This is a genomic window from Dechloromonas sp. ZY10 (assembly GCF_041378895.1).
In the GTDB taxonomy this organism is placed as follows: Bacteria; Pseudomonadota; Gammaproteobacteria; order Burkholderiales; family Rhodocyclaceae; genus Azonexus; species Azonexus aquae.
On the sequence record NZ_CP144212.1, the window covers coordinates 2,661,339 to 2,687,820 of the forward strand.

The 26,482-nt window shown below is 63.0% G+C and carries 28 protein-coding genes; 18 read left to right on the forward strand and 10 right to left on the reverse strand.

The features are described from left to right. Positions 1-5 precede the first annotated feature (5 nt). From folK to panD, 5 genes are all read left to right on the forward strand, one after another. A complete protein-coding gene (gene folK / locus VX159_RS12055; RefSeq protein WP_371323134.1) occupies positions 6-488 on the forward strand; it encodes a 2-amino-4-hydroxy-6-hydroxymethyldihydropteridine diphosphokinase in 483 nt (160 codons plus the stop codon). 18 nt (positions 489-506) lie between these two features. Next, positions 507-866, forward strand: coding sequence for a DMT family protein (locus VX159_RS12060; RefSeq protein ID WP_371323135.1), 360 nt, complete (start codon positions 507-509; stop codon positions 864-866). A 67-nt stretch (positions 867-933) separates the two neighbouring features. Beyond that, a complete protein-coding gene (gene panB, locus VX159_RS12065) occupies positions 934-1,752 on the forward strand; it encodes a 3-methyl-2-oxobutanoate hydroxymethyltransferase (protein ID WP_371323136.1) in 819 nt (272 codons plus the stop codon). A gap of 59 nt (positions 1,753-1,811) precedes the next feature. Then, positions 1,812-2,636 carry a pantoate--beta-alanine ligase gene (gene panC, locus VX159_RS12070; RefSeq protein WP_371323137.1) on the forward strand — a complete coding sequence of 275 codons (825 nt, stop codon included), beginning with the start codon at positions 1,812-1,814 and terminating at the stop codon, positions 2,634-2,636. A gap of 97 nt (positions 2,637-2,733) precedes the next feature. After that, positions 2,734-3,123, forward strand: coding sequence for an aspartate 1-decarboxylase (gene panD, locus VX159_RS12075; RefSeq protein ID WP_371323138.1), 390 nt, complete (start codon positions 2,734-2,736; stop codon positions 3,121-3,123). 131 nt (positions 3,124-3,254) lie between these two features. On the opposite strand, the gene VX159_RS12080 is transcribed toward panD, so the two are convergent. Both VX159_RS12080 and VX159_RS12085 read right to left on the reverse strand, forming a co-directional pair. Then, positions 3,255-4,736 (reverse strand): NYN domain-containing protein, encoded by a 1,482-nt coding sequence (locus VX159_RS12080; protein ID WP_371323139.1) that lies wholly within the window; start codon positions 4,734-4,736, stop codon positions 3,255-3,257. An 81-nt stretch (positions 4,737-4,817) separates the two neighbouring features. After that, on the reverse strand, positions 4,818-5,237 hold the full coding sequence (locus VX159_RS12085; RefSeq protein WP_371323140.1) for a TerB family tellurite resistance protein: 420 nt from the start codon (positions 5,235-5,237) through the stop codon (positions 4,818-4,820). Positions 5,238-5,485: 248 nt separating this feature from the next. On the opposite strand from VX159_RS12085, the gene VX159_RS12090 reads away from it, so the two are divergent. From VX159_RS12090 to VX159_RS12145, 12 genes are all read left to right on the forward strand, one after another. Next, the gene (locus VX159_RS12090) at positions 5,486-5,914 is read left to right on the forward strand and encodes a cytochrome c (RefSeq protein ID WP_371323141.1); all 429 of its coding nucleotides are present in this window, start codon (positions 5,486-5,488) and stop codon (positions 5,912-5,914) included. Between the two features lie 19 nt (positions 5,915-5,933). Beyond that, positions 5,934-7,310, forward strand: a complete 1,377-nt coding sequence (locus tag VX159_RS12095; protein ID WP_371323142.1) for a cbb3-type cytochrome c oxidase subunit I — start codon at positions 5,934-5,936, stop codon at positions 7,308-7,310. Between the two features lie 159 nt (positions 7,311-7,469). Continuing rightward, on the forward strand, positions 7,470-8,696 hold the full coding sequence (locus VX159_RS12100; protein ID WP_371323143.1) for a hypothetical protein: 1,227 nt from the start codon (positions 7,470-7,472) through the stop codon (positions 8,694-8,696). 2 nt (positions 8,697-8,698) lie between these two features. Next, the gene (locus VX159_RS12105; protein WP_371323144.1) at positions 8,699-9,124 is read left to right on the forward strand and encodes a hypothetical protein; all 426 of its coding nucleotides are present in this window, start codon (positions 8,699-8,701) and stop codon (positions 9,122-9,124) included. Beyond that, positions 9,121-11,514 carry a putative bifunctional diguanylate cyclase/phosphodiesterase gene (locus tag VX159_RS12110; protein WP_371323145.1) on the forward strand — a complete coding sequence of 798 codons (2,394 nt, stop codon included), beginning with the start codon at positions 9,121-9,123 and terminating at the stop codon, positions 11,512-11,514. Before VX159_RS12105 ends, VX159_RS12110 begins: the two co-directional genes overlap by 4 nt. Before the next feature lie 44 nt (positions 11,515-11,558). Beyond that, entirely contained in the window at positions 11,559-12,149 is a 591-nt protein-coding gene (locus VX159_RS12115; protein ID WP_371323146.1) for a cytochrome c oxidase subunit 3 family protein, read from the forward strand. Further along, a complete protein-coding gene (locus VX159_RS12120; protein ID WP_371323147.1) occupies positions 12,149-12,418 on the forward strand; it encodes a cytochrome C oxidase subunit IV family protein in 270 nt (89 codons plus the stop codon). Before VX159_RS12115 ends, VX159_RS12120 begins: the two co-directional genes overlap by 1 nt. Positions 12,419-12,472: 54 nt before the next feature. Beyond that, on the forward strand, positions 12,473-13,261 hold the full coding sequence (locus VX159_RS12125; protein WP_371323148.1) for a CbbQ/NirQ/NorQ/GpvN family protein: 789 nt from the start codon (positions 12,473-12,475) through the stop codon (positions 13,259-13,261). An 11-nt stretch (positions 13,262-13,272) separates the two neighbouring features. After that, complete coding sequence (locus VX159_RS12130; RefSeq protein ID WP_371323149.1) at positions 13,273-13,701, forward strand: hypothetical protein; 429 nt, start codon at positions 13,273-13,275, stop codon at positions 13,699-13,701. After that, complete coding sequence (locus VX159_RS12135) at positions 13,698-14,666, forward strand: 4Fe-4S binding protein (RefSeq protein ID WP_371323150.1); 969 nt, start codon at positions 13,698-13,700, stop codon at positions 14,664-14,666. Before VX159_RS12130 ends, VX159_RS12135 begins: the two co-directional genes overlap by 4 nt. Positions 14,667-14,710: 44 nt before the next feature. After that, positions 14,711-16,552, forward strand: a complete 1,842-nt coding sequence (locus VX159_RS12140) for a nitric oxide reductase activation protein NorD (RefSeq protein WP_371323151.1) — start codon at positions 14,711-14,713, stop codon at positions 16,550-16,552. A 74-nt stretch (positions 16,553-16,626) separates the two neighbouring features. Beyond that, a complete protein-coding gene (locus VX159_RS12145; protein WP_371323152.1) occupies positions 16,627-17,322 on the forward strand; it encodes a Crp/Fnr family transcriptional regulator in 696 nt (231 codons plus the stop codon). Between the two features lie 128 nt (positions 17,323-17,450). Here VX159_RS12145 and VX159_RS12150 read toward each other — a convergent pair whose 3' ends face one another. The 8 genes from VX159_RS12150 to VX159_RS12185 form a co-directional block, all read right to left on the reverse strand. Continuing rightward, positions 17,451-19,505 carry a sodium-translocating pyrophosphatase gene (locus VX159_RS12150; protein ID WP_371323153.1) on the reverse strand — a complete coding sequence of 685 codons (2,055 nt, stop codon included), beginning with the start codon at positions 19,503-19,505 and terminating at the stop codon, positions 17,451-17,453. 248 nt (positions 19,506-19,753) lie between these two features. After that, entirely contained in the window at positions 19,754-21,025 is a 1,272-nt protein-coding gene (locus VX159_RS12155) for a 6-phosphofructokinase (protein ID WP_371323154.1), read from the reverse strand. 24 nt (positions 21,026-21,049) lie between these two features. Further along, a complete protein-coding gene (gene adk / locus VX159_RS12160) occupies positions 21,050-21,703 on the reverse strand; it encodes an adenylate kinase (RefSeq protein ID WP_371323155.1) in 654 nt (217 codons plus the stop codon). Between the two features lie 110 nt (positions 21,704-21,813). After that, positions 21,814-22,581, reverse strand: coding sequence for a 3-deoxy-manno-octulosonate cytidylyltransferase (kdsB, locus tag VX159_RS12165; RefSeq protein ID WP_371323156.1), 768 nt, complete (start codon positions 22,579-22,581; stop codon positions 21,814-21,816). After that, entirely contained in the window at positions 22,581-22,757 is a 177-nt protein-coding gene (locus VX159_RS12170; protein WP_371323157.1) for a Trm112 family protein, read from the reverse strand. The genes kdsB and VX159_RS12170 overlap by 1 nt, the downstream gene beginning before the upstream one ends. Then, a complete protein-coding gene (lpxK, locus tag VX159_RS12175) occupies positions 22,738-23,766 on the reverse strand; it encodes a tetraacyldisaccharide 4'-kinase (RefSeq protein ID WP_371323158.1) in 1,029 nt (342 codons plus the stop codon). Before lpxK ends, VX159_RS12170 begins: the two co-directional genes overlap by 20 nt. After that, on the reverse strand, positions 23,766-24,182 hold the full coding sequence (locus VX159_RS12180) for an ExbD/TolR family protein (protein WP_371323159.1): 417 nt from the start codon (positions 24,180-24,182) through the stop codon (positions 23,766-23,768). Before VX159_RS12180 ends, lpxK begins: the two co-directional genes overlap by 1 nt. Positions 24,183-24,186: 4 nt before the next feature. Further along, a complete protein-coding gene (locus VX159_RS12185; protein WP_371323160.1) occupies positions 24,187-24,792 on the reverse strand; it encodes a MotA/TolQ/ExbB proton channel family protein in 606 nt (201 codons plus the stop codon). A gap of 294 nt (positions 24,793-25,086) precedes the next feature. On the opposite strand from VX159_RS12185, the gene xseA reads away from it, so the two are divergent. Next, positions 25,087-26,466: an exodeoxyribonuclease VII large subunit gene (gene xseA / locus VX159_RS12190; RefSeq protein WP_371323161.1), complete on the forward strand. Its 1,380-nt coding sequence runs from the start codon at positions 25,087-25,089 to the stop codon at positions 26,464-26,466. The last annotated feature ends 16 nt before the right edge of the window (positions 26,467-26,482 follow it).

Here is a 26,482-nt window from a genome sequence, read left to right on the forward strand (position 1 = left end):
TACCCATGGCGATTGCCTATCTTGCGCTGGGCGCCAACCTCGGCGACCCGGTTGCCACGGTCAACGCCGCTTTTGCGGCCATTTCCCGGCTGCCGGACAGCGAACTGCAAGCCCGCTCGGCGCTCTACCGCACCGCGCCGGTCGGAATTGCCGAGCAACCCGAATTCATCAACGCCGCTGCCCGCATCAAAACCGCGCTGGCACCGGAAGCGCTGCTCGACGCGCTGTTGGCCATCGAACAGGATTTCGGACGCATCCGCAGCCTGCGCAACGGCCCGCGTACTTTGGATCTCGACGTCCTGCTTTACGGCGACCTGACGCTGGATACGCCGCGCCTGCAGTTGCCGCACCCGCGCCTGCACCTGCGGGCCTTCGTCCTGCAACCGCTGGCTGATGTCGTACCCGCTGCCGACTTTCCGCTGCCCGGCCGGGGCACCCTCGCCGCCTGGCTGCCAGCCGTCGCCAATCAGGGCATCGTCCGTCTCTGATCCCGCCCGGATGCCTGCATGAGCGCCTTGACCGGACTTCCCGTCCTCTGGCAGACCGTCATCCTGCTGACGCTCTCGAACGTCTTCATGACCTTTGCCTGGTATTCGCACCTCAAGCATTTGAACGACCGCCCCTGGTGGATCGCCGCGCTGCTGTCGTGGGGCATCGCACTGTTCGAATACCTGCTGCAGGTACCGGCCAATCGCATCGGCAGCAGCCAGCTGAGCCTGGCCCAGCTCAAGATTTTGCAGGAAGTGATCACCCTGACGGTATTCATTCCGTTCGTCGTCTTCTATATGGATCAACCGCTGAAGCTTGACTATCTGTGGGCGGCTCTGTGTATCCTAGGCGCCGTCTATTTCGTTTTCCGCGGCTGAAGATCACGCCGTCACCGTCCGTCGCGGCCACGCCGCACCTAACCCTCACTCCTACTTTCGACTCAGGATGTCCGCACAAACCATTACCCGCCGCCTGACCCAGGCCGACCTCGCCAAGCTCTACCAGGATGGCGAAAAGGTCGTGATGTTCACTGCCTACGACGCCAGCTTCGCCCGTCTGCTCGATGGCGCCGGCGTCGAATGCCTGCTTATCGGCGACTCGCTGGGCAACGTGATCCAGGGCCACGACACCACCCTGCCGGTGACCATTGCCGACATCGCCTACCATACCGCCGCCGTCAAACGCGGCTCGGAGCGCGCCTTCATCATCGCCGACATGCCTTTCGGCAGCTACCAGGAGGCCCCCGAGCAGGCCTTCCGCAACGCCGTCACGCTGATGGCGGCGGGGGCTCAGATGGTCAAGCTCGAAGGCGGCCGGGAGATGGCCGAGACCGTGCGCTTTCTCGTCCAGCGCGGGATTCCGGTCTGCGGCCACGTTGGCCTGACGCCGCAATCGGTGCATGTACTCGGCGGCTACAAGGTTCAGGGCAAGGGCGATGCCGCTGCCCAGCGCCTGAAGGACGACGCGCTGGCCTTGCAACAAGCCGGAGCGACGATGATCGTGCTCGAAGCCATCCCGGCCGTTCTGGCAGCCGAAGTCACCGCCCAGCTCGACATCATCACCATCGGCATCGGCGCCGGCAAGGACTGCTCCGGTCAGGTGCTGGTCGTGCACGACGCCTTCGACATTCCGCCGGGGAAGAAAGCCAAGTTCGTGCGCAATTTCATGGCCGGCGCCAGTTCGCTCGATGACGCCGCCCGCCGCGCCGTGGCTGCGGTCAAGGACGCCAGCTACCCCGGCCCGGAACACACTTATTCAGCCTGAGGGCTGGCCGGGACGTGCTTGCCAGCGCAACCGTCCCGGCTCACGACTCCCGACTTGCCATGCATATCCATTCCCGTATCGCCGACCTGCGCAGCGCCCTGCAAGGATGCGGCCGTATCGTTTTCGTGCCGACCATGGGCAACCTGCACGCCGGCCACATCAGCCTGATGGAACAGGCCCGAGCCCACGGTGACACCGTGGTCGCATCGATTTTCGTCAATCGCCTGCAGTTTGGCCCGAACGAGGATTTCGACAAATACCCGCGCACCTTCGAAGCCGACTGCGCCAGGCTGACGGCAGCCGGTGTGGACGTGCTGTTTGCCCCCACCGAGAGCGACCTCTACCCGGAACCGCAGGAATACCACGTCGAACCGCCCGGTATCCAGAATATCCTCGATGGTGAGTTTCGCCCCGGCCACTTCCGCGGCGTCGCCACCGTGGTCACCAAACTGTTCAACTGCGTCCAGCCGCAAGTCGCGCTGTTCGGCAAAAAGGACTACCAGCAGTTGATGGTAATCCGCAACATGACCCGGCAACTGGCCCTGCCGATCAAGATTGTCGGCGGCGAAACCGTACGTGCCGACGACGGCCTGGCCCTCTCCTCGCGCAACGGCTACCTGTCGCCGGCCGAGCGCGCCGAAGCGCCGCGCCTCTACCGCCTGTTGCAAGAAATCCGCAGCGCCATACTGGCCGGCAATCGCGACTACGCCGGACTGGAACGGAAGGCGCTCGACGAACTCGCCGCAGCCGGCTGGAAAAGCGATTATGTTGCGGTGCGACAACAGTCCGACCTGAGCCTGCCACAGACCGCTAACGCCCCACTGGTGGTGCTTGCGGCAAGCCGACTGGGGGCTACCCGGCTCATTGATAACATTGAGATTTGAGCCCCGCACAAATTCATAATTACACTGGTTGACAGAGGGGCGATTGCCGTTACAATGCGCTTCCCCGACCTTCCTTAACCATGGATGAGTGAAACCTATGCAGAGAACAATGCTGAAATCCAAGCTGCATCGCGTGACCACGACCCACGCCGATTTGCACTACGAGGGTTCCTGCGCCATCGACGAAGATCTGCTTGACGCAGCCAATATCAAGGAATACGAACAGATCGACATCTGGAACGTCAACAATGGCGAGCGTTTCACCACCTACGCCATTCGCGCCGAGCGCGGCTCCGGGGTGATCTCGGTCAACGGTTCGGCCGCCCGCCGCGCCGCCCCGGGTGACATCCTGATCATCGCCACCTTTGCCATCTACAACGACCTTGAGATTGCCAAGTACGAGCCGGACCTGATCTACGTCGACTCACAGAACCGCATCGTCCGTCGCGGCCACAAGATTCCGGTACAACCGGCCGAGGCCGCCTGAGACCTGCCACCGGGTCGCCGGCTGACCGCCGGGCACAAGTTCCACGGTCGACCCGCCAGCCGATAAAAAACCGCCCGAGGGCGGTTTTTTATCGTCCTTGAAGGCAGGCACCAGCGCCTGCCTTCGGTCGCTTATTCACCGACTTCGGCCGCCCCTTTGGCATCTTTCGCCTCTTTAGCCTCTTTAGCCTTGCGCGGCCGGGAAGAGCGCTGTCGGGCCGGCTTGACGGATTTGACCGCAGCCTCAGGCTCGGCAGCGACCACCGGAGCCACTTCGCCGACCACTGCAGTCTCTGTCGCCACACGCTTCTCTGCAGTCTTGCGCCGACTACGGGCAGGCTTCTCCTCGCTGCTTTCCGCAAGCGACGCCACCTGGCTGCCTTTGGCCTTTGGCCCGGCTTTTTGCCCGGCCTTCTGTTCGCTCTTCTCCTTGCGGGCTGGCTTGTGCGCGCGGCGAGCCTTGCCCGCAGCCTCAGCGGGCGCCTCGCCTGCACGCTCATCGCCCACGCTGGCAACCGCTAACGCATCTGGCGACGAGACCAGCTGCGCGGGCCCAGCTGAAAGTTCCGTCTCCGGCAAAGGTTCGGCAGACTCGCGACGCGACGTCTCGGCGACGGCCGACTGGGCCTCACCCTTGCGACCACGGCCTCGCCCCCGACCGCCGCGACGACCGGAACCCGCTTCGACGGCGGCAACATCAACCGGTGCGGCAGTCGCCGCCGGCACCATCTCGGCCTCATGCTCTCCTGACAGTTCCCCCGGGGCTTCTCCCGCTTCCGGCTCGGATTCGGCCGCACGAGGCTGGGCGCGGGTCACATAGTTGCCTGACTTTTCATCGCGGCCAACACTGAGCAGCCCCCGCTGTGCCGCCTCTTCCAGCAGGTTGCCAAAGGTGCGGAAGCCGAAATAGCTCTCGTTGAAGCCAGGATTACGCCGCTTGATCACTTCCTTGAGCACCGAGGCCCAGATCCGTTCGTTCTCGCCCCGATCGGCAATCATGTCGGCAAAAGTCGCTGCGGCGAGTTCGACCGCCCGAGTCTTGCGCTCTTCGAGTTTCTCGCGCCGTTTCTGCTCTTCTTCCGGCGTCCGCTTGCCCTGTTCACGCTCGCGGCGCAGCGAAGCGCGCTGCGCCTCGCGCTCGCGCACCAGATCGTCGTAATAGATGAATTCGTCACAATTGGTGACCAGCAGATCGGAGCAGGACTGCTTGACGCCGACCCCGATCACCCGTTTGGCGTTTTCGCGGAGTTTGGAAACCAGCGGCGAGAAATCAGAATCCCCCGAGATGATCACGAAGGTATCGACGTGGGCCTTGGTATAACAGAGGTCGAGCGCATCGACCACCATCCGGATATCGGCGGAGTTCTTGCCGGACTGGCGAACATGGGGAATTTCGATCAGTTCGAAATTGGCTTCATGCATTCCGGCCTTGAAACCTTTATAGCGCTCCCAGTCGCAATAAGCCTTCTTGACGACGATGCTGCCCTTGGCCAGCAAGCGCTCAAGCACCGGCTTGATATCGAATTTTTCGTATTGCGCATCGCGCACGCCGAGGGCGATGTTCTCGAAATCGCAAAATAACGCCATGCTGGCGGTGTCGTTGGCTACTGCCATGTCTAACCCTTCCCTAGAAGAGTGCGCAGTATACCGTCTTGGCCGCTGCCGGGACCCGCCTGCGTCCCGGCAGCCCGGCGCTTAGCGGTTGAACACGCTGCGGTCGTTCTTCACCACAATGACTTCGAAATATGGACGGAACTGTTCCTCGCCGATACCAAAGCCGCTGAGGAAGCGGTTGAACAGGGCCTGCTCGGCCGCTGCCGCATTGCCGTCGGCCAGCAAGGAATCCGCCAGATTGGTCAAAATGCACAGCTTCTGCGACTCTGACAGAACCGCCGCAGCCTGCGGCAGGAAGGCATCGACTGGATTTTTGCGGGCATATTTCAGTGCCGCATCAAGCGTCGCGCGGTCACCGCCAAGGGCCGAAATCAATTGCCCGACCTCTTCCTCCTCGATCTGGCCATCGGCCGACATCATGTACAGCAGGGCTGCAGCAAAAGCCAGCTTGGGAGTCATTTCCTCGTTATTGCTGCCTTTGAACATATCGAACAAACCCATGGTTTTCTCCTCGCTCGGGACAAAAAGCGCCATTCTAAGCACCGAAAGCCACCGATAAAACCAGAAAAAACCCAAAAAACATTCCCATAAAAACAGCAATTCTCCCTCTCGCGTACAGCACAACCCTTGCTCCGGCAAGGCTTTCCGCTGCCTGCACATTTCCCATTTTTAGCGGACATCAAAGCCGCAACCGCCCCCCGCCACTACCATCGGTCGGCCAAACATATATTCCGAAAGGGGGAAAATCCATGAGTGGCGCTTTCACCAAATCGATGGCGCGGAACATTTTCTACGGGGGGACGGTTTTCTTCTTCCTGTTGTTCCTGGCGCTGTCATTCGACACCCATTCGCAACTGCCCAAGCGGGACATGCGGGCCAACATCACGCCGCAAGTCGTCATGGGCAAAAAGCTGTGGGAAGAGTACAACTGCATTGGTTGCCACACCCTGATGGGCGAAGGCGCCTACTTCGCACCGGAACTGGGCAACGTCGTTGTCCGTTACGGCGAAGAAGGCACCAAGGCTTTCATCAAGGCCCGTCCGAAGGAAGGGATCCCCGGCCGCCGCAGCATGCCGCAGTTCAACTTCACCGACGAGCAACTGGATGCCATCGTGGCCTTCCTGAAGCACGTCAATTCGATCAACGATGCCAACTGGCCGCCTAACAACCAGGGCTGATCGAGAGGAGAGAACGAACATGCAATTCAAGTCGCAAGCGGTTGCAAAACCCTACTTCATCGCTGCCCTCGGTCTTTTTGTCGGGCAGATCCTGTTTGGCCTGATCCTGGGCCTGCAGTACGTGCTGGGTGACTTCCTGTTCCCGGCAATTCCGTTCAACGTGGCCCGCATGGTCCACACCAACCTGCTGATCGTGTGGCTGCTGTTTGGCTTCATGGGCGGCGCCTACTACATGATCCCGGAAGAATCCGAGACCGAACTGTTCAGCCCGAAACTGGCGCTGGCCATGTTCTGGATCTTCCTGGTCGCAGGCGCCTTGACCATCGTCGGCTACCTGACGGTTCCGTACGCCACCCTGGCGCACATGACCGGCAACAACATCGTGGAAACGATGGGTCGCGAGTTCCTTGAGCAACCGCTGATCACCAAAGTCGGCATCGTCATCGTTGCCCTGGCCTTCCTGTTCAACATCACGATGACCGTGCTGAAGGGCAAGAAGACCTCGGTTGCGACCGTGCTGCTGATCGGTCTGTGGGGCCTCGCCGTCTTTTTCCTGTTCTCCTTCTACAACCCGGCGAACGTCGTTCTCGACAAGTTCTTCTGGTGGTGGACGGTGCACCTCTGGGTGGAAGGCGTTTGGGAACTGATCCTTGGCTCTTTCCTGGCCTTCGTGCTGATCAAGACCACCGGTGTTGACCGCGAAGTGATCGAAAAGTGGCTGTACGTGATCGTCACCCTGACCCTGATCACCGGCATCATCGGTACCGGTCACCACTACTACTGGATCGGTACGCCGGAATACTGGCAGTGGTGGGGTTCCATCTTCTCCGCACTGGAGCCGATTCCGTTCTTCGCCATGACCGTCTTCGCCTTCAACATGGTGAACCGTCGTCGTCGCGAACACCCGAACAAGGCTGCCGTGCTGTGGGCCCTGGGTACCGGTGTGATGGCCTTCCTCGGCGCTGGCGTGTGGGGCTTCCTGCACACCCTGGCTCCGGTGAACTACTACACCCACGGTACGCAGATCACCGCCGCCCACGGTCACATGGCCTTCTACGGTGCTTACGCCATGGTCGTGCTGATGATGATCTCCTACGCCATGCCGATCATGCGCGGCCGTGCTGCCAACAGCAACAAGTCGCAAGTGATGGAAATGTGGGGCTTCTGGCTGATGACCATCGCCATGGTCTTCATCACCCTGTTCCTGACCGCTGCCGGCATCCTGCAGGTCTGGCTGCAACGCGCCTCCGACGCACCGCTGCCGTTCATGGTTGCACAGGACAAGATCGCCTTGTTCTACTGGATGCGTGAATGGACCGGCGTGGCCTTCCTGATCGGCCTGATCGTCTACATCGCCAGCTTCTTCATCGGTGGCGAAGAGAAAGAAGCCGCCTAACCGGGATATTCCTCCTCGCAGTATTAAGCGCGGTACTTCGGTACCGCGCTTTTTTTATCGTCGAATCGTCAGGTCGACAACGATCATCCTTCTCCACCAGCCCCGGAACAAAGGGGACTTTCTGTTAGCATTCAGGGATACATTCCATCGTTTTACCCCATGCGCTTACGCCTTCTTCCGGCCTTCTTACTGCTGCTCGCCACCTCCGGCCACGCCGAGACATCGCTACCCGGAGGCGTGCAGTTCAATGGCTTCGGCAGCATTGGCCTGACCCGTTCCAGCAGCCGCCAAGCAGCCTTTGTCCGCGACCTTGGACAAGCCAAGGGAAGCCGCGGCGACTGGCGCAGCGAAACCGACAGCCTGCTCGGGCTGCAAGCCAGCTGGCAGGTGAATCCGCAACTGGCACTGGTTGCACAGGGAATCAGTCGCTACCGGGTGGGTAACAACTACAACCCGGAACTGATGTCCGCCTTTGTCCGCTACGAACCGGATGCCCGGGCCACCCTGCGGGTGGGACGGATGCCGACCGATTTTTACCTGTTCTCCGATTCGCGTCACATCGGTTACAGCTATCTCACAGTCCGCCCTTCGGGTGACTTCTTTGGCGCCCTGCCTTTTGCCCATTTCGACGGCACCGATCTGCAATTGGCGCATCCCTTGGGCGACAGTCTGCTCCGGGGCAAGCTGTACTGGGGTTACCTGGACGAAGAACTCCCTCTGGCCGAACGTCGCTGGCCATTGCGCGGCTCCCAGCTCAGCGGCGGCAACCTGAGTCTGCAGCAAGGCCCCTGGACCCTCCGGCTGAGCACGACCTTGCTGCACTTCCGCCACAACCTGCCGATCGCCGAGATCAGCGACAACCTGCGCCAGCTTGCCCCCCTCTTTCCTGCCGCCGGCACGGCTGCCGAACGCCTCGAGGTGGCAGGCGCGCACAGCCGCTTTCACTCACTGGGCGTAGTCTATGACGATGGCCCGCTGCAGTTCCAGGCCATGCTCAGCCGCGCCACTCACTCGACCTCTGCCTTCCAGAACTGGCAGGCCGGATACCTGCAGGTCGGCTACCGGCGTGGCACAGTTACTCCTTTTATCGGCCACTCCTGGATTCGCTCAAACCGGCGGACACTCGAAAGCGGCCTGCCCAGCGGCGTTGCACCGGCTTTCGACCTGCTCAACGCCGGCGTTGCCAGCGTGCTCGCCGACAGCCACAGCGCCCAGCAGACCACCACGCTGGGGCTACGCTGGGATCTGGCCAGCCAGTTTGCGCTGAAGATCCAGTACGACATGATTCGCGGCAAGCCTGATTCGATCTTTCCCTATCGCGACGAAACCCGGGCCTGGAACGGTAGAACCCAGGTTCTCTCGGCGGTTCTCGACTTCATTTTCTGATCATGCGTTACCTGCGCCTGCTTCCTCTCCTGTTGCTGCTCGGCCTCCCGGCCGTTCGGGCCGAGATGGTCGTGGTGGTGCGCGCGGACAGTGAAATCAGCGCGCTGGGGAAAACCGAGGTCACCAATATTTTTCTCGGCCGCTACCGTCAGTTGGCCAGCGGCCAACTTGCCGAGCCGATTGACCTGCCCACCGGCTCGGCCGAACACGCAGCGTTCTACGATACCCTGCTCAACAAGACCAGCGCCGAGATTCGCGCTTACTGGGCCCGCCTGGTGTTTACGGGGCGGGTCGCCCCACCGCGAACGGTGGATAGCAGCGAACGTCTGCTGGAGCAGTTGCTGATCAACCCACGCGCCATCGGCTATATCGAACGTAGCAAAGCCGACCGGCGCCTGCGCGTGGTCTTCGAGGTGAGCAGCCGATGAAGCCGCCTTCCCCGCTCTGGCAACGCAGCCTGCTGTTTCGCACGGTCGCCAGCATCATCGCCATGACCTTGCTGGTCGGAGGCCTGCTGGTCGCCGGGCTCTCGGTGCTGGTCAAGCAAAAGGCCGAGGCCGACGCCTATCGCCAACTCGGGGAACTGATCGACACCGTTGAAAGTACTGTCCGCATCGCCTGCTTCGTCAAGGACGAGCAACTGGCGGCGGAAGTCGCCCGCGGCCTGATGCGGACGCGGGAAATCAGCGCAGTCCGCATCTCCGACGAATTACAGCCGCTCACCTACCAGGAGCGCAGCCCCGAACCCGGACGCAAGATGCCACTGACGGTGGCGCCGCTGGAACGGGAAGTGCATTCCCCCTTCGACGAACGGGAACGGGTCGGCAGCATCACCCTGTATCCGAACAAGGCCTTGATCGAGGAACGGATCGTTACCTCGACCCTGTATATCGCCTCGCAGTTCGGCCTGCTGATCGCCGCAGTAGCCGCAGCGCTGACCCTGACCGTCTATCGCCTGGTAATGCGCCCGATTGCCCGGCTGTCACACGGCTTGCACGCCCTGGATGCCGAGTCGGGAGCCCACCTGCAGCCACCGCGCAGTCATGAGCACAACCTGCTGGGCACCCTGACGGCCGACATCAATGCTCTGACTGCGCGACTGGTGGCCTCTCTGCATGACGAACAGAGTCTGCGCCGGCAGCGGGAAATCGACGAGCGCAAATACCGCGGGATTTTCGAAAACGCCGAATCGGGCATTTTTGTCGCCGACGGACGTTGCCGAATGAGTTCTTACAACCGTTCTCTCGCCCGCTTGGCCGGCCTGCCGCCGGCCGCCGAACAGGCTGCGGCGCTGGCCCTGACCGACCTTCCCTGGGCCGCACCGGAACATCTGCCAGCACTGATTGGCCGCTGCCTGCAAGACAACCTCACCGTTGGCGACGACTTCGAACTGATGCATCCGGAAACCGGCTGGTGCTGGCTGAACATCACCCTGACACCGGTCGGCCCCGACCTGGTCCAGGGCATTGTCAGCGATGTAACCGAGCGCCGCGAGGCCGAAATCCGCGCCCGTCGCCTCGCCATCACCGATCCACTGACCGGCCTGCCGAATCGTAGCGGCTTCGAACAAGCCTTGCTGCAACAACTGAAAAACCAGCCGGAGCAGGAATTCACCCTGCTCCTGCTCGACCTCGACGGTTTCCGCCAGATCAACGATGCACTCGGCTTTGCCGTCGGCGACCAGGTCCTGGTCGGAATGGCCGCCCGCTGCCTGGCCGCGCTCAAGCCCGGCGACCAGGTAGCACGTCTTGGTGGCGACGATTTTGCCATCTGTTTGCCCGGTGTCTCCAGCAGCATTTCCGCCGGCAAACTGGCGCAGCGACTGAAAGGCCAGATTGCCGAACCGATCCGCGTTGCCGACCGCGAACACGGCTTGCACGCAAGCATCGGCATCGCCCGTTACCCGGCCGACGGCAACACGTTGCCGGATCTGCTGCGACACGCCGAACTGGCGCTGGCCAGCGCCCAGAGTAGCGGAGGTAACGCCTGGCGGCTGTTCGAGCCGTCAATGGCCAAGGCAGTCGAGCAACGCCAGCAGTTGGCCAGTGACCTGCGGGAAGCCGCCAGCCGGGGCGAACTGCGCCTGCACTATCAACCCATCGTCGACCTCGCCAGTCATCGTGTCAGCAGCGCCGAATGCCTGCTGCGCTGGCAGCACCCGACCCTTGGCATGATCCCGCCCGACCGCTTCATCCCGCTCGCCGAAGAGACCGGGCTGATCGACGAAATCGGCCTGTGGTGCCTGCAAACCGCTTGCCAGCAGTTATCCAAATGGGATGCAGGCGGCCTGGGCCTGAATCTCACGGTCAACGTTTCGGCACGGCAAATTCCCACCGGCCTTGCCCCCGAAGCGGTGCTCGCGCTGCTCGCCAGACATCAGCTGGCCCCACACCGGATCGGTCTGGAAATCACCGAAAGCACGCTGATCGGCGACCGCAGTGCCGTCGAAACCTGGATCGACACCCTGCGTGCCGCCGGCTGCCGGATTTATCTCGATGATTTCGGCACCGGCTACTCGTCGCTGTCCTATCTGAAATCCCTGCAACTCGATACGCTCAAGATCGACAAGGCCTTTGTCCGCGACCTCGACGAGGCCTCCCATGACCGGGTGATGGTCGAGGCGGTGACAATGATGGCCGACAGCCTGCAGTTGTCAGTCGTCGCCGAAGGGATCGAAACCCCCGAGCAACTCGCGGTGCTGCGCCAGATGGGCTGCCGCTACGGGCAAGGCTATCTGTTCTCGCGCCCGGTCCCGGCCGAACAGTTACCAGAGGCCCTGGTGCGGATCAATACCCACGCACTGGCAGCGACGATTTAGGCCAGATCAAGTTGGCCGGCGCAGCGGATCATTAAGATGCGCTCATGCAGACCCCAACCCCTTCCGAAGCCACAACTGCCCCGCGCCGACTGCCCGGCGACCTGGCAATCTGGTTTTTCATCCTTGCCGAACTGCTCGCCTTTGCCGTGTTTTTCTCGGCCTACGCCTTCGCTCGCGCCCGTCATGTCGAGGAATTCAACCTCTACCAGCAGACGCTGGACCTGACTGCCGGCGCAGTCAATACCGTGCTGCTGATCACCGGCTCGTGGTTCGTCGCCCTGGCGGTCCAAGCCGCCCACCGTAACGATCAGGCCGCGATCAGCCGGCACCTGGCCCTCGGCTGGCTCTGTGGCGCAGCCTTTCTTGGCGTCAAATGCTACGAATACGCGGCCAAGTTCGGCGCCGGCATCACGCTGTCGACCAACACCTTCTACATGTTCTACATCTCGCTGACCTTCTTTCACTTCATGCACGTGATCCTCGGCATGGTGATCCTCGGCATTTTGTGGAAACAGGCGCGCAAGGGCGTCTATGGCGCCAGCGAGGCCAACGGCCTGGAGAGCGGTGCTGCGTACTGGCACATGGTCGATCTGCTGTGGATCGTGCTCTTTCCTCTGGTTTATGTGATGCGCTGATGATGAAGTTCCTTGCCAATCCCATCCACCGCGCCTGGCTGGTGCTGCTCGCCGCCACCGGCCTGACCTGGTATCTCGGCGAAAGCGGTGCTGCCGGCACCGGTGCGATCGTCGCCATGCTGCTGATCGCTTTCGTCAAGGGTCGCCTGGTAATCCTCGATTTCATGGAACTGCGCCATGCCCCACGACTCTGGCGCATTCTGCTCGAAGGCTGGATGCTGCTGGTCGGCGGGCTGATCCTGCTCGCCTACTGGCTATCGCTCAAATAAGCCCGCTCCGGCCCGTTTTTTTGCCCCTTTTTTCCGCGTTGACCGTAAAACTCCATGTCCGACCACTCCCTGCCCTTCTACGAACCGTCCGGTAACGAAATCGCGCTGTTCGAACACGCCTACCGCGAGCGCCTGCCGCTGCTGATCAAGGGCCCGACCGGCTGCGGCAAGACCCGCTTCGTCGCGCACATGGCCGCCCGCCTCAAGCTGCCGCTGTACACCGTCGCCTGCCACGACGACCTGACCGCCGCTGACCTGGTCGGCCGCCACCTGATCTCCGGCAGCGGCACCTACTGGACCGACGGCCCGCTGACCCGCGCGGTACGCGAAGGCGGCATCTGCTACCTCGACGAAGTGGTCGAAGCACGCAAGGACACCACCGTCGTCCTCCATCCGCTGGCCGACGACCGTCGCATCCTGCCGATCGACCGCACCGGCGAGACGCTCGAAGCCCCGCCCAACTTCATGCTGGTGGTGTCGTATAACCCCGGCTACCAGAACCTGCTCAAGGGCCTCAAGCCCTCGACCCGCCAGCGTTTCGTCTCGCTGCGCTTCGATTTTCCGTCGGCCGAGCGCGAAAGCTCGATCCTGATCGGCGAAACCGGCTGCGACGGTGATCTGGCCAAGCGCCTGATCGGCATTGCCCGCGCCTTCCGCGCGCTCAAGGACCGCGATCTCGAAGAAGTGGTCAGTACCCGCCTGCTGGTCTATGCCGCCACCCTGATCAAGTCAGGGATGGACGTTTCGGTCGCTTGCCGCGCCGCGCTGGTCGAAAGCTTGACCGACGACGAAGAAACGGTCGAAGCCCTGATGGAAATCGTCAACGCGACCTTCGGTCGCTGAGGAGAAGTGCGATGAGCAGCGAAGACGACTTCGGCATCCCGGAAGAAAAACTCGGCCAGGGTCTGGCCGTTGCCGCCGAAGCCCTGTTTCTGCTCAACCTGCTGGCCTTTCCCGGCCTCGCCTTTGCCGTTCTGGCCGGGCTCTGGTTCAAATTCCGCCACAGCGCCCCGCCGCTGGCCCGCCAGCATCTCAAGCAGGCCACCTGGGTCAGCTTCTGGGGCGGCCTGCTGATCGTCGGCCTCTCCGCCATCATCCTCGCCGCCGGCGGCCTGCAGTCGGAATGGACCTGGGTCACGCTGATCCTCTATTTCACCTGCATCCACTCGACCCTGGTGCTGTTCGGCATGTACGCACTGATCAAGGCACTCAACGGGCAGACCTGGCGCTACCCGTTGATCGGCCCCACGGTCGACGGCGAAAACACCGGAAAATCATCGTGAGCAAACCCGCGCTGCAACGCGCCCGGGTACTGGCGCAGATCGCCTTTTTTGCGCTTTTCGCCCTGACCCCGGTATTCGACCTTTTCCGCTATGACCTGATTGCCGGTCACGCCTGGTTCCTGACCTTTCCCTGGCACCTCGGCATCGACGAATTGATCGCCGGCACGGGCCACCCGCTCGCCGCCGCCGGCAATATCGTGCTTTTTCTGTTCCTGCCGGTGCTCGGCACGCTGGCACTGATCATCCTGGTCGCCTGGAAGTGGGGCCGCCTCTATTGCGGCTGGCTGTGCCCGCATTTTTCGGTAGTCGAAACGATCAATCGGCTGATGCTGTTCGCCACCGGCAAGCATTCGCTATGGGACAAGAAGACGACGCCACCGTGGGAGCCTGACGGCACGCCGGCGCCGCGCGACAAACGCTACTGGTTTGCGGTCGTCCCCGCCGCCATCGCCTTTGCCTTTGCCTGGGCCCTGGTCGGCCTGACCTACCTGATGCCACCCTCCCAGGTCTATTCAGGGCTGTTGAACGGTAGCCTGACCCGTGGCGAAGTGATTTTCCTGACCGCCGCAACCACCGTCCTCAGCCTCGAATTCCTCTTCGCCCGCCACCTGTTCTGCCGCTACGCCTGCGCGATCGGCCTGTTCCAGAGCTTTGCCTGGATGGGTAACAAGAAGGCGATGGTGGTCGGCTTCGAGCGCGAACGCCTGAGCGACTGCGCCAACTGCCTGAATGGCCATGGCTCGGCCTGCGACGCGGTCTGCCCGATGCGCCTCAAGCCGCGCAACGTCAAGCGCTGGATGTTCGCCTGCACCCAATGCGGCCAGTGCGTCTCGGCCTGCGCCACGGTCAACCGCGAGCATCCGCAAGGCCAGTTGCTGCGCTGGGTCAGCAACGATGCCGCCAGACGTAACGAAGCCCGCTTTTCAGCGCTATCGCAGACCGACGAAGACGCCGGCGCCCGCTGAAGTCAGCGCACTGCCCCCTCAACCTGAATGCTCGCCCCAAAAAAATGGAAGAACTGATCGGCAAACTCTGGCATAACTGGGTCACCAAGGCCGCCGGCGGCCATTACCCGGCTGCCGCCGTCAAGCTGGTCGAGGTTGAGAAAACCGCCGGCATCCTGTTCCGCGCCTTTGGCGGTGACCCTGGGCTGAACGTTGCTGCCGCCACGCTCGACGCCCACGGCGCCCGCCGCAACTGGTTGCAACGCTTGGCCGGCAGCGGCGAAAAGGTCGCGCAGGCCCGCCGCGACGCCGAAACCCTGCGCCTGCCGCCGGAAATCGCCGCCTTCCCCGATAAAGCGCTGAACCGCGACCTCTACCTGTGGCTGGCTGCGCTCGCCGCCTGCGATGTTTCGCCACAGCGCGGCTGGCTGATTCGCAATCAGCACGCCACCCAGGCTGCCTTGCTGCGCTTTCCCGGACTCAAACCGCGCTACGAACGGCTGGTTGCCGCGCACCTGGCCAACCGCATCGGCCCCGAGCAAATGCTGCCCGACGAGGCCGCGCAGGAAAATGCCCTGCGCGCCGCACTGCTTGATCCCGGCTCGGTCGCCGGCCTGCCGCCGCTCAATTCGCTGAAGGCCAAGCCGCCGCAGCCGGTACTGCTGTGGCTGATCGCCGCCGACGAACCGGCTGTGGCGCCACTCGGCAACCTGCCCGACGAACAACTGCCAACCGAAGGCAGCAGCCAGACCGACGCGCGCAAGGAAGCGCACAAGGCCGAACAGGTGGAGAAGCCGGACAACAAGGCACCGGTACTGGCGATGTTCCGCGCCGAAAGCCTGCCAACCTGGGCCGAATACGTGCGGGTGAACCGCGCCTTCGACGAGGACGAGAATCCGGACGCGCAGAACGCCGCGCGCGACCTCGACCGGCTGTCATTGATGCGCGACGGGGAAACCGGCAAGTCGCGGGTCAAGTTCGACCTTGATCTGCCTTCGGCGGCCGAGGACGATACCCCGATCGGTCCCGGCATTGCATTGCCGGAATGGGATTACCGCAAGGAACTGATGCAGGAAAAACACTGCCTGCTGCAACCGATGGTTGCGCAGGATGCCGAACCGGCGGCGCTGCCTGGCCCGCTGGTCGCCACCGCCAAGAAGCTGCGCGGCCAGTTCGCTGCGCTGGCGCCGCAGCGCCGCTGGCTCAAGGCGCAGCCCGACGGCCCGGAGCTCGATCTCGACAATTGCGTGCGTAACCAGGCCGACCGCCTCTGCGGGCAAACTCCGGAAGCCGGCAGCTATCTGGCGCAGGCCCGTTGCGAACGCGACCTCGCCTGCCTGCTGCTGGCCGACCTGTCGATGTCCACCGACGCGCCGATTTCCGACACCCATCGCATCGTCGACGTGATCCGTGATTCGCTGCTTCTTTTTTCCGAAGCGCTGACTGCCACCGGCGACCGCTTCGGGATTTACGGTTTTTCGTCGTTGCGCCGGCAGAACGTCCGCTTCCACCTGCTCAAGGATTTCGGCCAACGCTATGATGCTGCCGCCCGCGGCCGGATTCTGGCGCTCAAACCCGGCTTTTACACGCGGATGGGCGCCGCGCTGCGCCAGGCCGCCGCAATCCTGGCCGAACAGCCGGCCAGCCGTCGGCTGCTGCTGATCATTACCGACGGCAAGCCCAACGACCTCGACCTCTACGACTCGCGTTACGGCATCGAAGATACCCGGATGGCAGTGCACGAAGCCCGCCGCCTCGGACTGACGCCATTCTGTGTCACCATCGACCGCGAAGCTGGCGCTTACCTCCCCTACCTGTTCGGCCCGGCGGGTTTCTGCGTCATCCGCAAGCCCGAAGAATTGCCCAAACGCCTGCCCCTGCTTTATGCTCAACTGACCCGCCAATAGCTAATCAAAAAGGAGGATTGCGACCATCCTACCCGGGTGCGAACATCCCCCCCTTCGGATTCACTACCCTGCCCATGCCGAACTCACAACCGATCAATATCGAAGCCCTGCTTGCCAACATCCCCCTGTTCAATGGCCTGGCGCCCGAGGAAATCGCCCGGATCGCCCGCGGCACGCGCGAGATCAACGCCAGCAAGGGCGAAATCCTGTTCCACAAGGGCGACCCGTGCAACGGCTTCCACCTGCTGGTATACGGTCAGATCAAACTGGCCTTCACCTCATCGCAAGGCACCGAGAAAGTGGTCGAGATCCTGACCCAGGGACAGAGCTTCGGCGAGGCGGTGATGTTCATGGAGAAGCCCTACATCGTCTTCGCCCAGGCGCTGACCGATACCCTGCTGCTGCACATCTCCAAGAACGCGGTGTTTGACGAACTGGCGCGCGACCACAATCTCTGCCGCAAAATGCTGGCTGGCATGGCAATGCGTCTGCATCAACTGATGAACGACGTTGAATCGTATTCGCTGCACTCGGGCAAGCAGCGGATCATCGGCTACCTGCTGCGCGAACTGCCGGAAGTCGAAGGCAGCGGCAAAAACGTGGTGATCACCCTGCCGACCAACAAGGGCATCATCGCCTCGCGCCTCAACCTGACCCAGGAACACTTCTCGCGCATCCTGCACGAGCTTTCAGAAGACGGCCTGATCGTCGTCGAAGGCCGCAAAATCCACATTCCCTGCGTTGCCAACCTGAAGAAGCACGAAGGCTGAAGCCGCAGCAGCGACCTGCCTGCTGCAACGACAACGGCGCCAGATTCGGCGCCGTTGCTTTTTCTCGGCTGCGGCCGCTGGGGTTTTTGCAGCGGTTCACGGTCGACCGTGAACCGCTGCATTTTTGCTCAGGCCAGCAAGGGCACGATCAAAAGCGCGACCAGGTTGATGATCTTGATCAGCGGATTGACTGCCGGGCCGGCGGTGTCCTTGTAGGGATCGCCCACCGTGTCACCGGTCACCGCCGCCTTGTGCGCGTCCGAGCCCTTGCCGCCGTGGTGGCCGTCCTCGATGTATTTTTTGGCGTTGTCCCAGGCGCCACCGCCGGTGGTCATCGAAATCGCGACGAAGAGGCCGGTGATGATGGTGCCGACCAGCAGACCGCCGAGGGCCTGCGGCCCGAGCAGCAATCCGACCGCCACCGGTACCGCCACCGGCAACAGCGACGGCAGCAGCATTTCGCGGATCGCGGCAACAGTCAGCATATCAACCGCCCGCGAGTAATCGGGCTTGGCCGTGCCTTCCATGATCCCCGGAATTTCGCGGAACTGACGGCGGACTTCGACCACTACCGCGCCCGCCGAACGTCCCACCGCCTCCATCGCCATCGCGCCGAACAGGTAGGGAATCAAGCCGCCGATGAACAGACCGACGATCACCTGGTGGTTGGACAGATCGAAGGAGACCGTGCCGATGCCGCTGGCTTCGAGCCCGTGCGTGTAGTCGGCGAAGAGCACCAGCGCCGCCAGCCCGGCCGAACCGATGGCATACCCCTTGGTCACCGCCTTGGTGGTATTGCCAACCGCATCGAGCGGATCGGTGACATTGCGCACCTCCTTCGGCAGCTCGGCCATTTCGGCGATGCCGCCAGCGTTGTCGGTGATCGGCCCGTAGGCATCAAGAGCGACGACGATCCCGGCCATCGAGAGCATCGAAGTCGCAGCGATGGCAATCCCGAACAGGCCGCCGAGCGCCTGCGCCGACCAGATCGCCAGGCACACCGCCAGTACCGGCCAGGCGCAGGCCTTCATCGAGACGCCGATGCCGGCGATGATGTTGGTCGCGTGCCCGGTCTGGCAGGCCGAAGCAACGTGGCGCACCGGCGCGTAATCGGTGCCGGTGTAGTACTCGGTAATCCAGACCAGCGCGGCAGTCAGCGCCAGGCCAATCACCGCGCAGCCAAACATCGACTCGGCGGTGATCCCGATCGCCGGGGCACCGGCGCCAATCAGCCACACAGTCACCGGATAATAGGCGAGCAGCGCCAGAATCCCGGCAACGATCAGGCCGCGATAAAGCGCGCCCATGATCTTGCCGCCCTCGCTGGTCTTGACGAAGAAGCAGCCGGCAATCGAAGCCAGGATCGAAACGCCGCCCAGGGCTAGCGGATAGAGGATCAGGTTTTCCCCAAGCGCTGGCACCGCCTGCAAGGTCAGCGCCGCGAGGACCATGGTTGCGACCACGGTAACCACGTAAGTTTCGAACAGGTCGGCGGCCATCCCGGCGCAGTCGCCGACGTTGTCGCCAACGTTATCGGCAATCACCGCCGGATTGCGCGGGTCGTCCTCGGGAATCCCGGCTTCGACCTTGCCAACCAGGTCGGCACCGACATCGGCGCCCTTGGTAAAAATGCCGCCGCCAAGACGGGCAAAGATCGAAATCAGCGACGAACCGAAGGCCAGCCCGACCAGCGGCTCAAGGGCATGATAAAAATCGCCGTTTGCCACGGTCGACCGTAGAAAAGCGTAAAAACCGGCAACCCCGAGCAGCCCCAGACCGACCACCAGCATCCCGGTCACTGCGCCGCCGCGAAACGCCACCGCCAGCGCCGGGGCAATCCCGCCGCGTGCCGCTTCAGCAGTGCGCACATTGGCGCGCACCGAGACATTCATGCCGATGAAGCCGGTCGCCCCGGAGAGCACGGCACCAAGCAGGAAACCGCAAGCGGTGGCCCAGCCGAGGCGTGGCACCAGCCCGATCAGCAGGAAGAGCACGCCGCCGACCAGCGCAATGCTGCGGTATTGCCGGCTGAGGTAAGCTGCCGCCCCTTGCTGGATGGCGCGGGCGATCTCCTGCATCCGCTCGTTGCCGGCCGGCAAAGCCAGAATCCGCTGCCCGGACAACCAGCCGAACAGTACCGCGACGATGGCACAGCCAAGTGCCAGCAACAGTGCAGCATTCATCACACACCCCCTGCGTCGATGAAACACTCGGCCGGTCGGGATGACCGGCCACAGCAACCAAACCAGAAAACACTCCTGAACCTGATCACACAAACAACTCACTGACAGCCCAGGTGGCCTGGCGGGGCTTTCTGCGGCGACCGGTAACTGGCGCCCGCCCCCGACCAACAGGCTGGCTAACCCTCTCCAGCCTCTGGGAAATCAGTGTTGTGCTACGTCCTCTCGGTTTGAAACGAGAGTTATCAGGATCAAACAGCAAATGCGGCGAGCTTTTTCTCTACAGCGTTATTCTGCAAACGAACATAGTCGGGCAACCCGGCCCGGAACGGCGGCGGTGCCTCGCCCTCGATCAAGGGCTGCAAATAGCGGCGGCAGGCATCGGTAATCTGAAAACCGTCGGCCGAGATGAATTCGGCCGGCATCTTGCGTTCGACATTGGCCACAGCGGCCAGTGGCACCTCGCCGATATGCCAGCGATACGGCGCATCCGCCTCGCGGACGATGGTCGCCATCACCGCGTTTTTTCCCTGCAGGGCGAGGTCGACCGCAGCCACGCCCAAGGCGTGCGCCTGTTCGAGATCGGTCCGCGAAGCCAGGTGGCGGGCCGAACGCTGCAGATAATCGGCGAGCGCCCAATGGTATTTGTGACCGAGACGGTCCTTGATCAATTGCGCGACGTACTGGCCGACGCCACCCAGCTGCGCATGCCCGAAGGCATCGCGACTGCCGCTCTCGGCCAGCAAATGACCGGCTGCATCACGCAAACCTTCGGAAACGGCCACCGTGCAATAGCCGTAATCGCGTACGCACTGGTCCACGCGGGCGAGGAAGGCCTCGGGGTCGAACGGCACCTCCGGGAACAGCAACAAATGGGGCGGTTCGCCGGCCTGCTCGGCGGCCAGGCCGCAGGCCGCAGTGATCCAGCCGGCGTGGCGGCCCATCACTTCAAGGACGAAAATCCTGGTCGAGGTGCGCGCCATCGACGCGACATCGTAGCCGGCCTCGCGGATCGAGGTCGCAACGTACTTGGCGACCGAACCGAAGCCGGGACAGCAATCGGTCAGCGGCAGATCGTTGTCGATGGTCTTGGGAATCCCGACACAGACCACCGGATACCCCATCGCCTCCGAAATCTGCGACACCTTCCACGCGGTGTCCATCGAATCGTTACCGCCGTTGTAGAAGAAATAGCCGATCTCATGGGCGCGAAAGACCTCGATCAGCCGTTCGTACTGCGCGCGATGCTGCTCCAGACTCTTCAGCTTGTAGCGGCAGGAGCCGAAAGCGCCGCCCGGTGTCTGCAGCAGGCGGGCAATATCGGCATCGGACTCTCTGCTGGTGTCGATCAGATCCTCGGTCAGCGCGCCGATGATCCCGTCGCGCCCGGCCAGCACCTTGCCGATTTTTTCCGGGTGCAGCAAATGCAAACGGCGCGCTTCCTGAATCAGGCCGCACGCCGTTGCATTGATGACCGCAGTCACACCTCCCGACTGCGCATAGAAGGCATTGATCGCGGCCATGGGCTTCTCCTTACATGGGAGGAATTACTTCAGGGCGTCGAACACCGAAGCGGTGATCGCATCGACCGAACCGACACCGGCAACCTTCTTGACCTGCGGTGCCTTGCTGCAGCCTTCGGCGGCCCACTTGCTGTAGAAGTCGACCAGCGGCTTGGTCTGCGAGTGGTAGATTTCGAGGCGCTTCTTGACGGTTTCTTCCTTGTCGTCATCGCGCTGAACCAGGTCTTCGCCGGTCACGTCGTCCTTGCCTTCGACCTTGGGCGGGTTGAACTTGACGTGGTAGGTGCGGCCGGAAGCCAGGTGCGCGCGGCGGCCGGCCATGCGCTCGATGATGTCGCTGTCGGGAACGTCGATTTCAACCACGAACTCGATCGGCACGCCGGCATCCTTCATCGCCTGCGCCTGCGGAATGGTGCGCGGGAAACCGTCGAACAGGTAACCGTTCTTGCAGTCGTCCTGGGTCAGGCGATCCTGGACCATGCCGATGATCACGGCGTCCGGCACCAGGCCACCCGCATCCATATGCTTTTTGGCTTCGAGGCCAAGCGGCGTGCCGGCCTTGACCTGGGCGCGCAGCATGTCGCCGGTCGAGATTTGCGGAATACCGAACTTCTCGCAGATGAACTTGGCCTGGGTGCCCTTGCCGGCGCCGGGAGCGCCCAACAGAATCAGCTTCATGAAAAAAATCCCTCTGGTTTATAAAAGTTGTACTACTGAAACCTGTTCTCGACCGCTTTCGATCTTGTGGCGCTGCCGCCTGTGTTTTTTCGAAAAAAGTACTCGCTATTTCAGACCCGGTCAAACAGTTTGCGCATCCGCTCGGCATCTTCCGGCGTATCCACACCGGGTGCCGGCGCAGCGTCGATCAGCGCGACGCTGATGCGGTAGCCATGCCACAGCGCACGCAACTGCTCGAGCGATTCGAACTGTTCGGTCGGCGCCGGAGCCAGGCCGGCATAGGCTTTGAGGAAAGCCGCCCGGTAAGCGTAGAGACCGACATGGCGCAAGGCCGGCAAGCCCGCCGGCAGCACGCTGCGGTCACGGGCGAAATCGTCGCGGGCGTAGGGCAGCGGTGCGCGCGAGAAATACGCGGCGTCGCCATCGGCGCGGCACACCACCTTGACCACATTGGGGTTGAAAAACTCTTCGGCGGCGGCAATCGGGTGCGCCACCGTCGCAATATCGGCGCCGCTGGCCGCCAGTTGCCGGGCGGTTTGCAGGATCACCGCCGGTTCGATCAGCGGTTCGTCGCCCTGCACGTTCACCACCAGCGTATCGCTGGCCCAGCCGCGCTGGGCGACCACTTCAGCCAGCCGGTCGGTGCCGGTGGGATGGTCGCCGCGGGTCATGATTGCGGCGACCTCGTGCGCGCAGCAGGCAGCATGCACCCGTTCGTCGTCGGTCGCGACCCAGATTTCCTCGGCCCCGGACTGCCGTGCCCGCTCGGCCACACGCACCACCATCGGCTTGCCGCCGAGGTCGAGCAAGGGCTTGCCGGGCAGGCGGGTCGAGGCGTAGCGGGCCGGGATGACGACCTTGAACGCCGGGGTCGGCATTACTGGCCTTCCGCTTCGAGGCGGCGAGCCTCGTCGACCAGCATCACCGGAATGTCATCGCGCACCGGGAAGGCCAGCTTGCACGGCTTGCAGACCAGTTCCTGTTCATTCTTGCGATGTTCCAGATTGCCCTTGCAGATCGGGCAGACAAGGATGTCAAGCAGCCTGGCGTCCACGGAGTTTCTCCTCAACGAGTTCAATCAGCGCCGGCGGCAGTTCCGCCTCGACCGGCAGGTACCAGGCTTCGCCCGGCACAAGAGCCAAACATTTTACTGCATCCTTCTCGGTCATCAGCAGGATATCGTCGCCAGCAAAGGATAAATCGGCAACGGTATAGGCATGATGGTCGGGAAAGGGATGGGCGACGAAATCGATGCCCAAGCCCAGCAAGGTGGCGAAGAAGCGTCCGGGATCGCCGATTCCGGCCAGGGCATGCACCCGGCGGCCGGCAAAGTATCCGGCCTCGACCGCTGCTGCCGGCCGGTCCAGCCGTTCGAAACGTCCTGGCTGCAAGGTCATCGGAAAATATGCCGGACCGGCCGGCAACTCGACGCCCGGTGGCAGCATGGTTGCCGCCCCGGAAAAATTGCCGATCACCGCGTCGACCGTGGATAACCGCGACAAGGGTTCGCGCAGCGGCCCCAGGGGCAGGCGCCAGCCGTTGCCAGCGCCACGCCCGTCGAATACCGCCAGTTCGACATCGCGCGCCAAACGCAAATGCTGCAAGCCGTCGTCGCAGAGAATCAGATCGACCTGCGGCTGCGCCGCCAGTAGCGCCCGCGCCGCCGCGCCCCGGTCGCGTCCGACATAAACCGGCACACCACTACGCCGGGCAAGCAACAGCGGCTCGTCGCCAACCTCAGATGCAACGCTGTCGGCAGTGACCGCGACCACGCCGTCGCCCCGCCGGCCATAGCCCCGGCTGACGATCCCCGGCTGCCAGCCGCGTGCCGCCAGCCTGCGGGCCAGCCACAGGGTCAGCGGGGTCTTCCCGGCGCCGCCGACGGTCAGGTTGCCGACCACCAGCACCGGAACCGGCAAGCGTTGCGGCTGCGCCCGTCGCCGCTGCCAGCCGGAAACCAGCACGAACAAGGCATGCAGCGGCAACAATGGCCACAACAGGAACAACAACGCCGGCGTCAGCCGGCGTTGGAACCATTGGCGTTGCAGCCAGCGGGCAAACATCACTGCGCCGTCTGGGTAGCGAAGGAAATGTGCGGGTAGCCTGCGGTCTGCGCCGCCTGCATCACATCGACCACGCTCTGGTGGGTCGCCTTGGCGTCGGCATTGATCACGATGACCGGATCGTTGCGGCTGCCGGCGGCGCGGCGCAGCGCATCGGAAATCGCCGGCACGTTGCTGTTGGCCAGCGGCGATTTGTTGATCAGGACCTGGCCACTGGCGGTCACCGCGACGTCAATCTCGTTCGGCTGCTCGGCCTGCTTTCCGGCTTCGGCAGTCGGCAGGTTGATTTCCAGCCCGGAGAACTTGGAGTAGGTGGTCGTCAGCATCAGGAAAATGATGATCACCAGCAACACGTCGATCATCGGCACCAGGTTGATTTCCGGCTCTTCGCGAGCGGCTCCGCGACGGAAGTTCATGATTTCACTTCCGGTCGCCGTGCATGTACTCGACCAGGCGCACGGCCTGCTGCTCCATCTCGACCACGAAGCCATCGACCAGCGCCCGGAAATGGCGCCAGAAGATCATGCTCGGAATCGCAATGAAGATGCCAAAGCCGGTGTTGTACAGCGCAATCGAAATCCCGTGCGCCAGCTGCTGCGGATTGCCGCTGCCCGGTGCTTGCGCGCCAAAAATCTCGATCATCCCGACCACCGTGCCAAACAAGCCCATCAGCGGGCTGATCGAGGCGATGGTGCCGAGCGTGGTCAGGTAGCGACTGAGTTCATGGGTGACAGCCGAACCGGCCTCCTCGATCGACTCTTTCATCACCTCGCGGGAGTTATCCACATTGCGCAGGCCAGCCGCCAGTACGCGACCCAACGGGGAATGACGCTCCAGGTTGTCGAGCAGGGCGGTGTTGTCCTGGCCGCGCTTGAATTCACCGACGGCATTTTGCAACAAGCCGGGCGGAACGATCTTGCTGCGACGCAGCGCAACCAGACGCTCGATGATCAGGGCGACGGCAATGATGGAGGCCAGCAACAAGGGCCAGATTGGCCAGCCGGCCGCTTTGACGATTTCGAACACTTCAATTTCCCCGGTGGAATGTCAGCCCGCGATTTTGCCCTGCCCCCCGACGCAGGGCAAGCCAGCTTGCTTGCGGCAAAATGCCACACCTCCGGCCGCTTATCCCCAGAAGCTGTGGATAAACCTGTGCACGAGCTGTCAGCAGAATGACAAAAGCCACAGATTTAAAGGCTCCGGCCTACCCTGCCCAAAAAAAGAGCAAAACAGCAATAACAAATAAAAACAACAGTTTACAAAGTATGCGCGACTGTCAAGCCCTGCCTGAGCCACCGCTTCGCCAGTAGAATCGCGCCCATGCCCACGCCTCACCTCCCTGTAGACAACCCGGTCCTCAGCGTTTCGGCACTCAATCGCCGGGTACGCGACTGCCTCGAACAAAACTTCCCGCTCAGTTGGGTTGCCGGCGAAATCTCGAATCTGACCCAGGCTGCTTCGGGCCACGTCTATTTCTCGCTGAAGGACGCCCAGGCGCAGGTCCGCTGCGTGATGTGGCGCAGCCGGGCGCAATTGCTCGGCTGGCGGCTGGAGAACGGGCAGAAAGTCGAAGTCCGGGCGCTGGTATCGTTTTACGAGCCGCGCGGAGAATTCCAGCTCAGCGTCGAAGCCATCCGCCGTGCCGGCCAGGGCGATCTGTTCGAGCGCTTTTTACGGCTCAAGGCCAAGCTCGAAGGCGAAGGCCTGTTTGCCCCTGAACGTAAGCGCCCACTCGCGGAACATCCCCGCTCACTAGCCATCGTCACCAGCCCGCAAGCGGCCGCCCTGCGCGACGTGCTAAGCACCTTGCGGCGGCGTGCGCCCTACCTGCAACTGACCCTCTACCCGACCCTGGTCCAGGGAGAGGGTGCCGGCGAACGCATCGCAGCCGCCCTCGCGACAGCGGCTGCCGGCGCTCACGACACGATCATTCTCTGCCGTGGCGGCGGCAGTATCGAAGACCTGTGGGCCTTCAACGAAGAAGTCGTCGCCCGGGCGATTGCCGCCAGCGCCGTGCCAGTCATCAGCGGTGTCGGCCATGAAACCGACTTCACCATTGCCGACTTTGTCGCCGACCTGCGCGCCCCGACCCCAACCGCTGCCGCCGAACTGGCAGCCCCCGACCGCGTCACCCTGCTCGCCCGACTCGCCGATTGCCAACGAAGGCTCAAACGCGCAAGTGAGCGCCTGCTCGCACAAGATCGCCAGCAACTCGACCTGCTCGCTGCCCGCCTGCTTCATCCGGCGCAACGCCTGCATCAGCAACGCCAGACCCTGCACGCCCTGGGCGCGGCACTAGGTTTTGCAAGCGAGCGCATGCTTGCGCGTCGCCGCGAGCGTTTAAGCCAACTTCAGCGCGAATTGCAACGCCGGCGACCGCAAGCCGAACGGCACCAGACGCAGCTGGGCGAACTCGGTCACCGACTGGCACAAGCCCTGCACCGCCGCCTCGACGGCAAAAAAATGCAACTAAACACGCTGGCCGCCAGTCTGAAGCAACTCGATCCCCATGCGGTGCTGACCCGCGGCTACGCGATCGCCGTCGGTGCCGACGGACGCAGCATCCGCGATGCCGCTCAGCTGACCCCGGGCAGCCGGCTGCAACTGAGCTTTGCCCGAGGTCGCGCAGCGGTCACGGTCGACGCGGTAGCCAGCGAAAAAAGCGCTCCGCCGGTTGTCGCCACCCCGGAAGCCCAATAGAATTTTTGCTTTACCC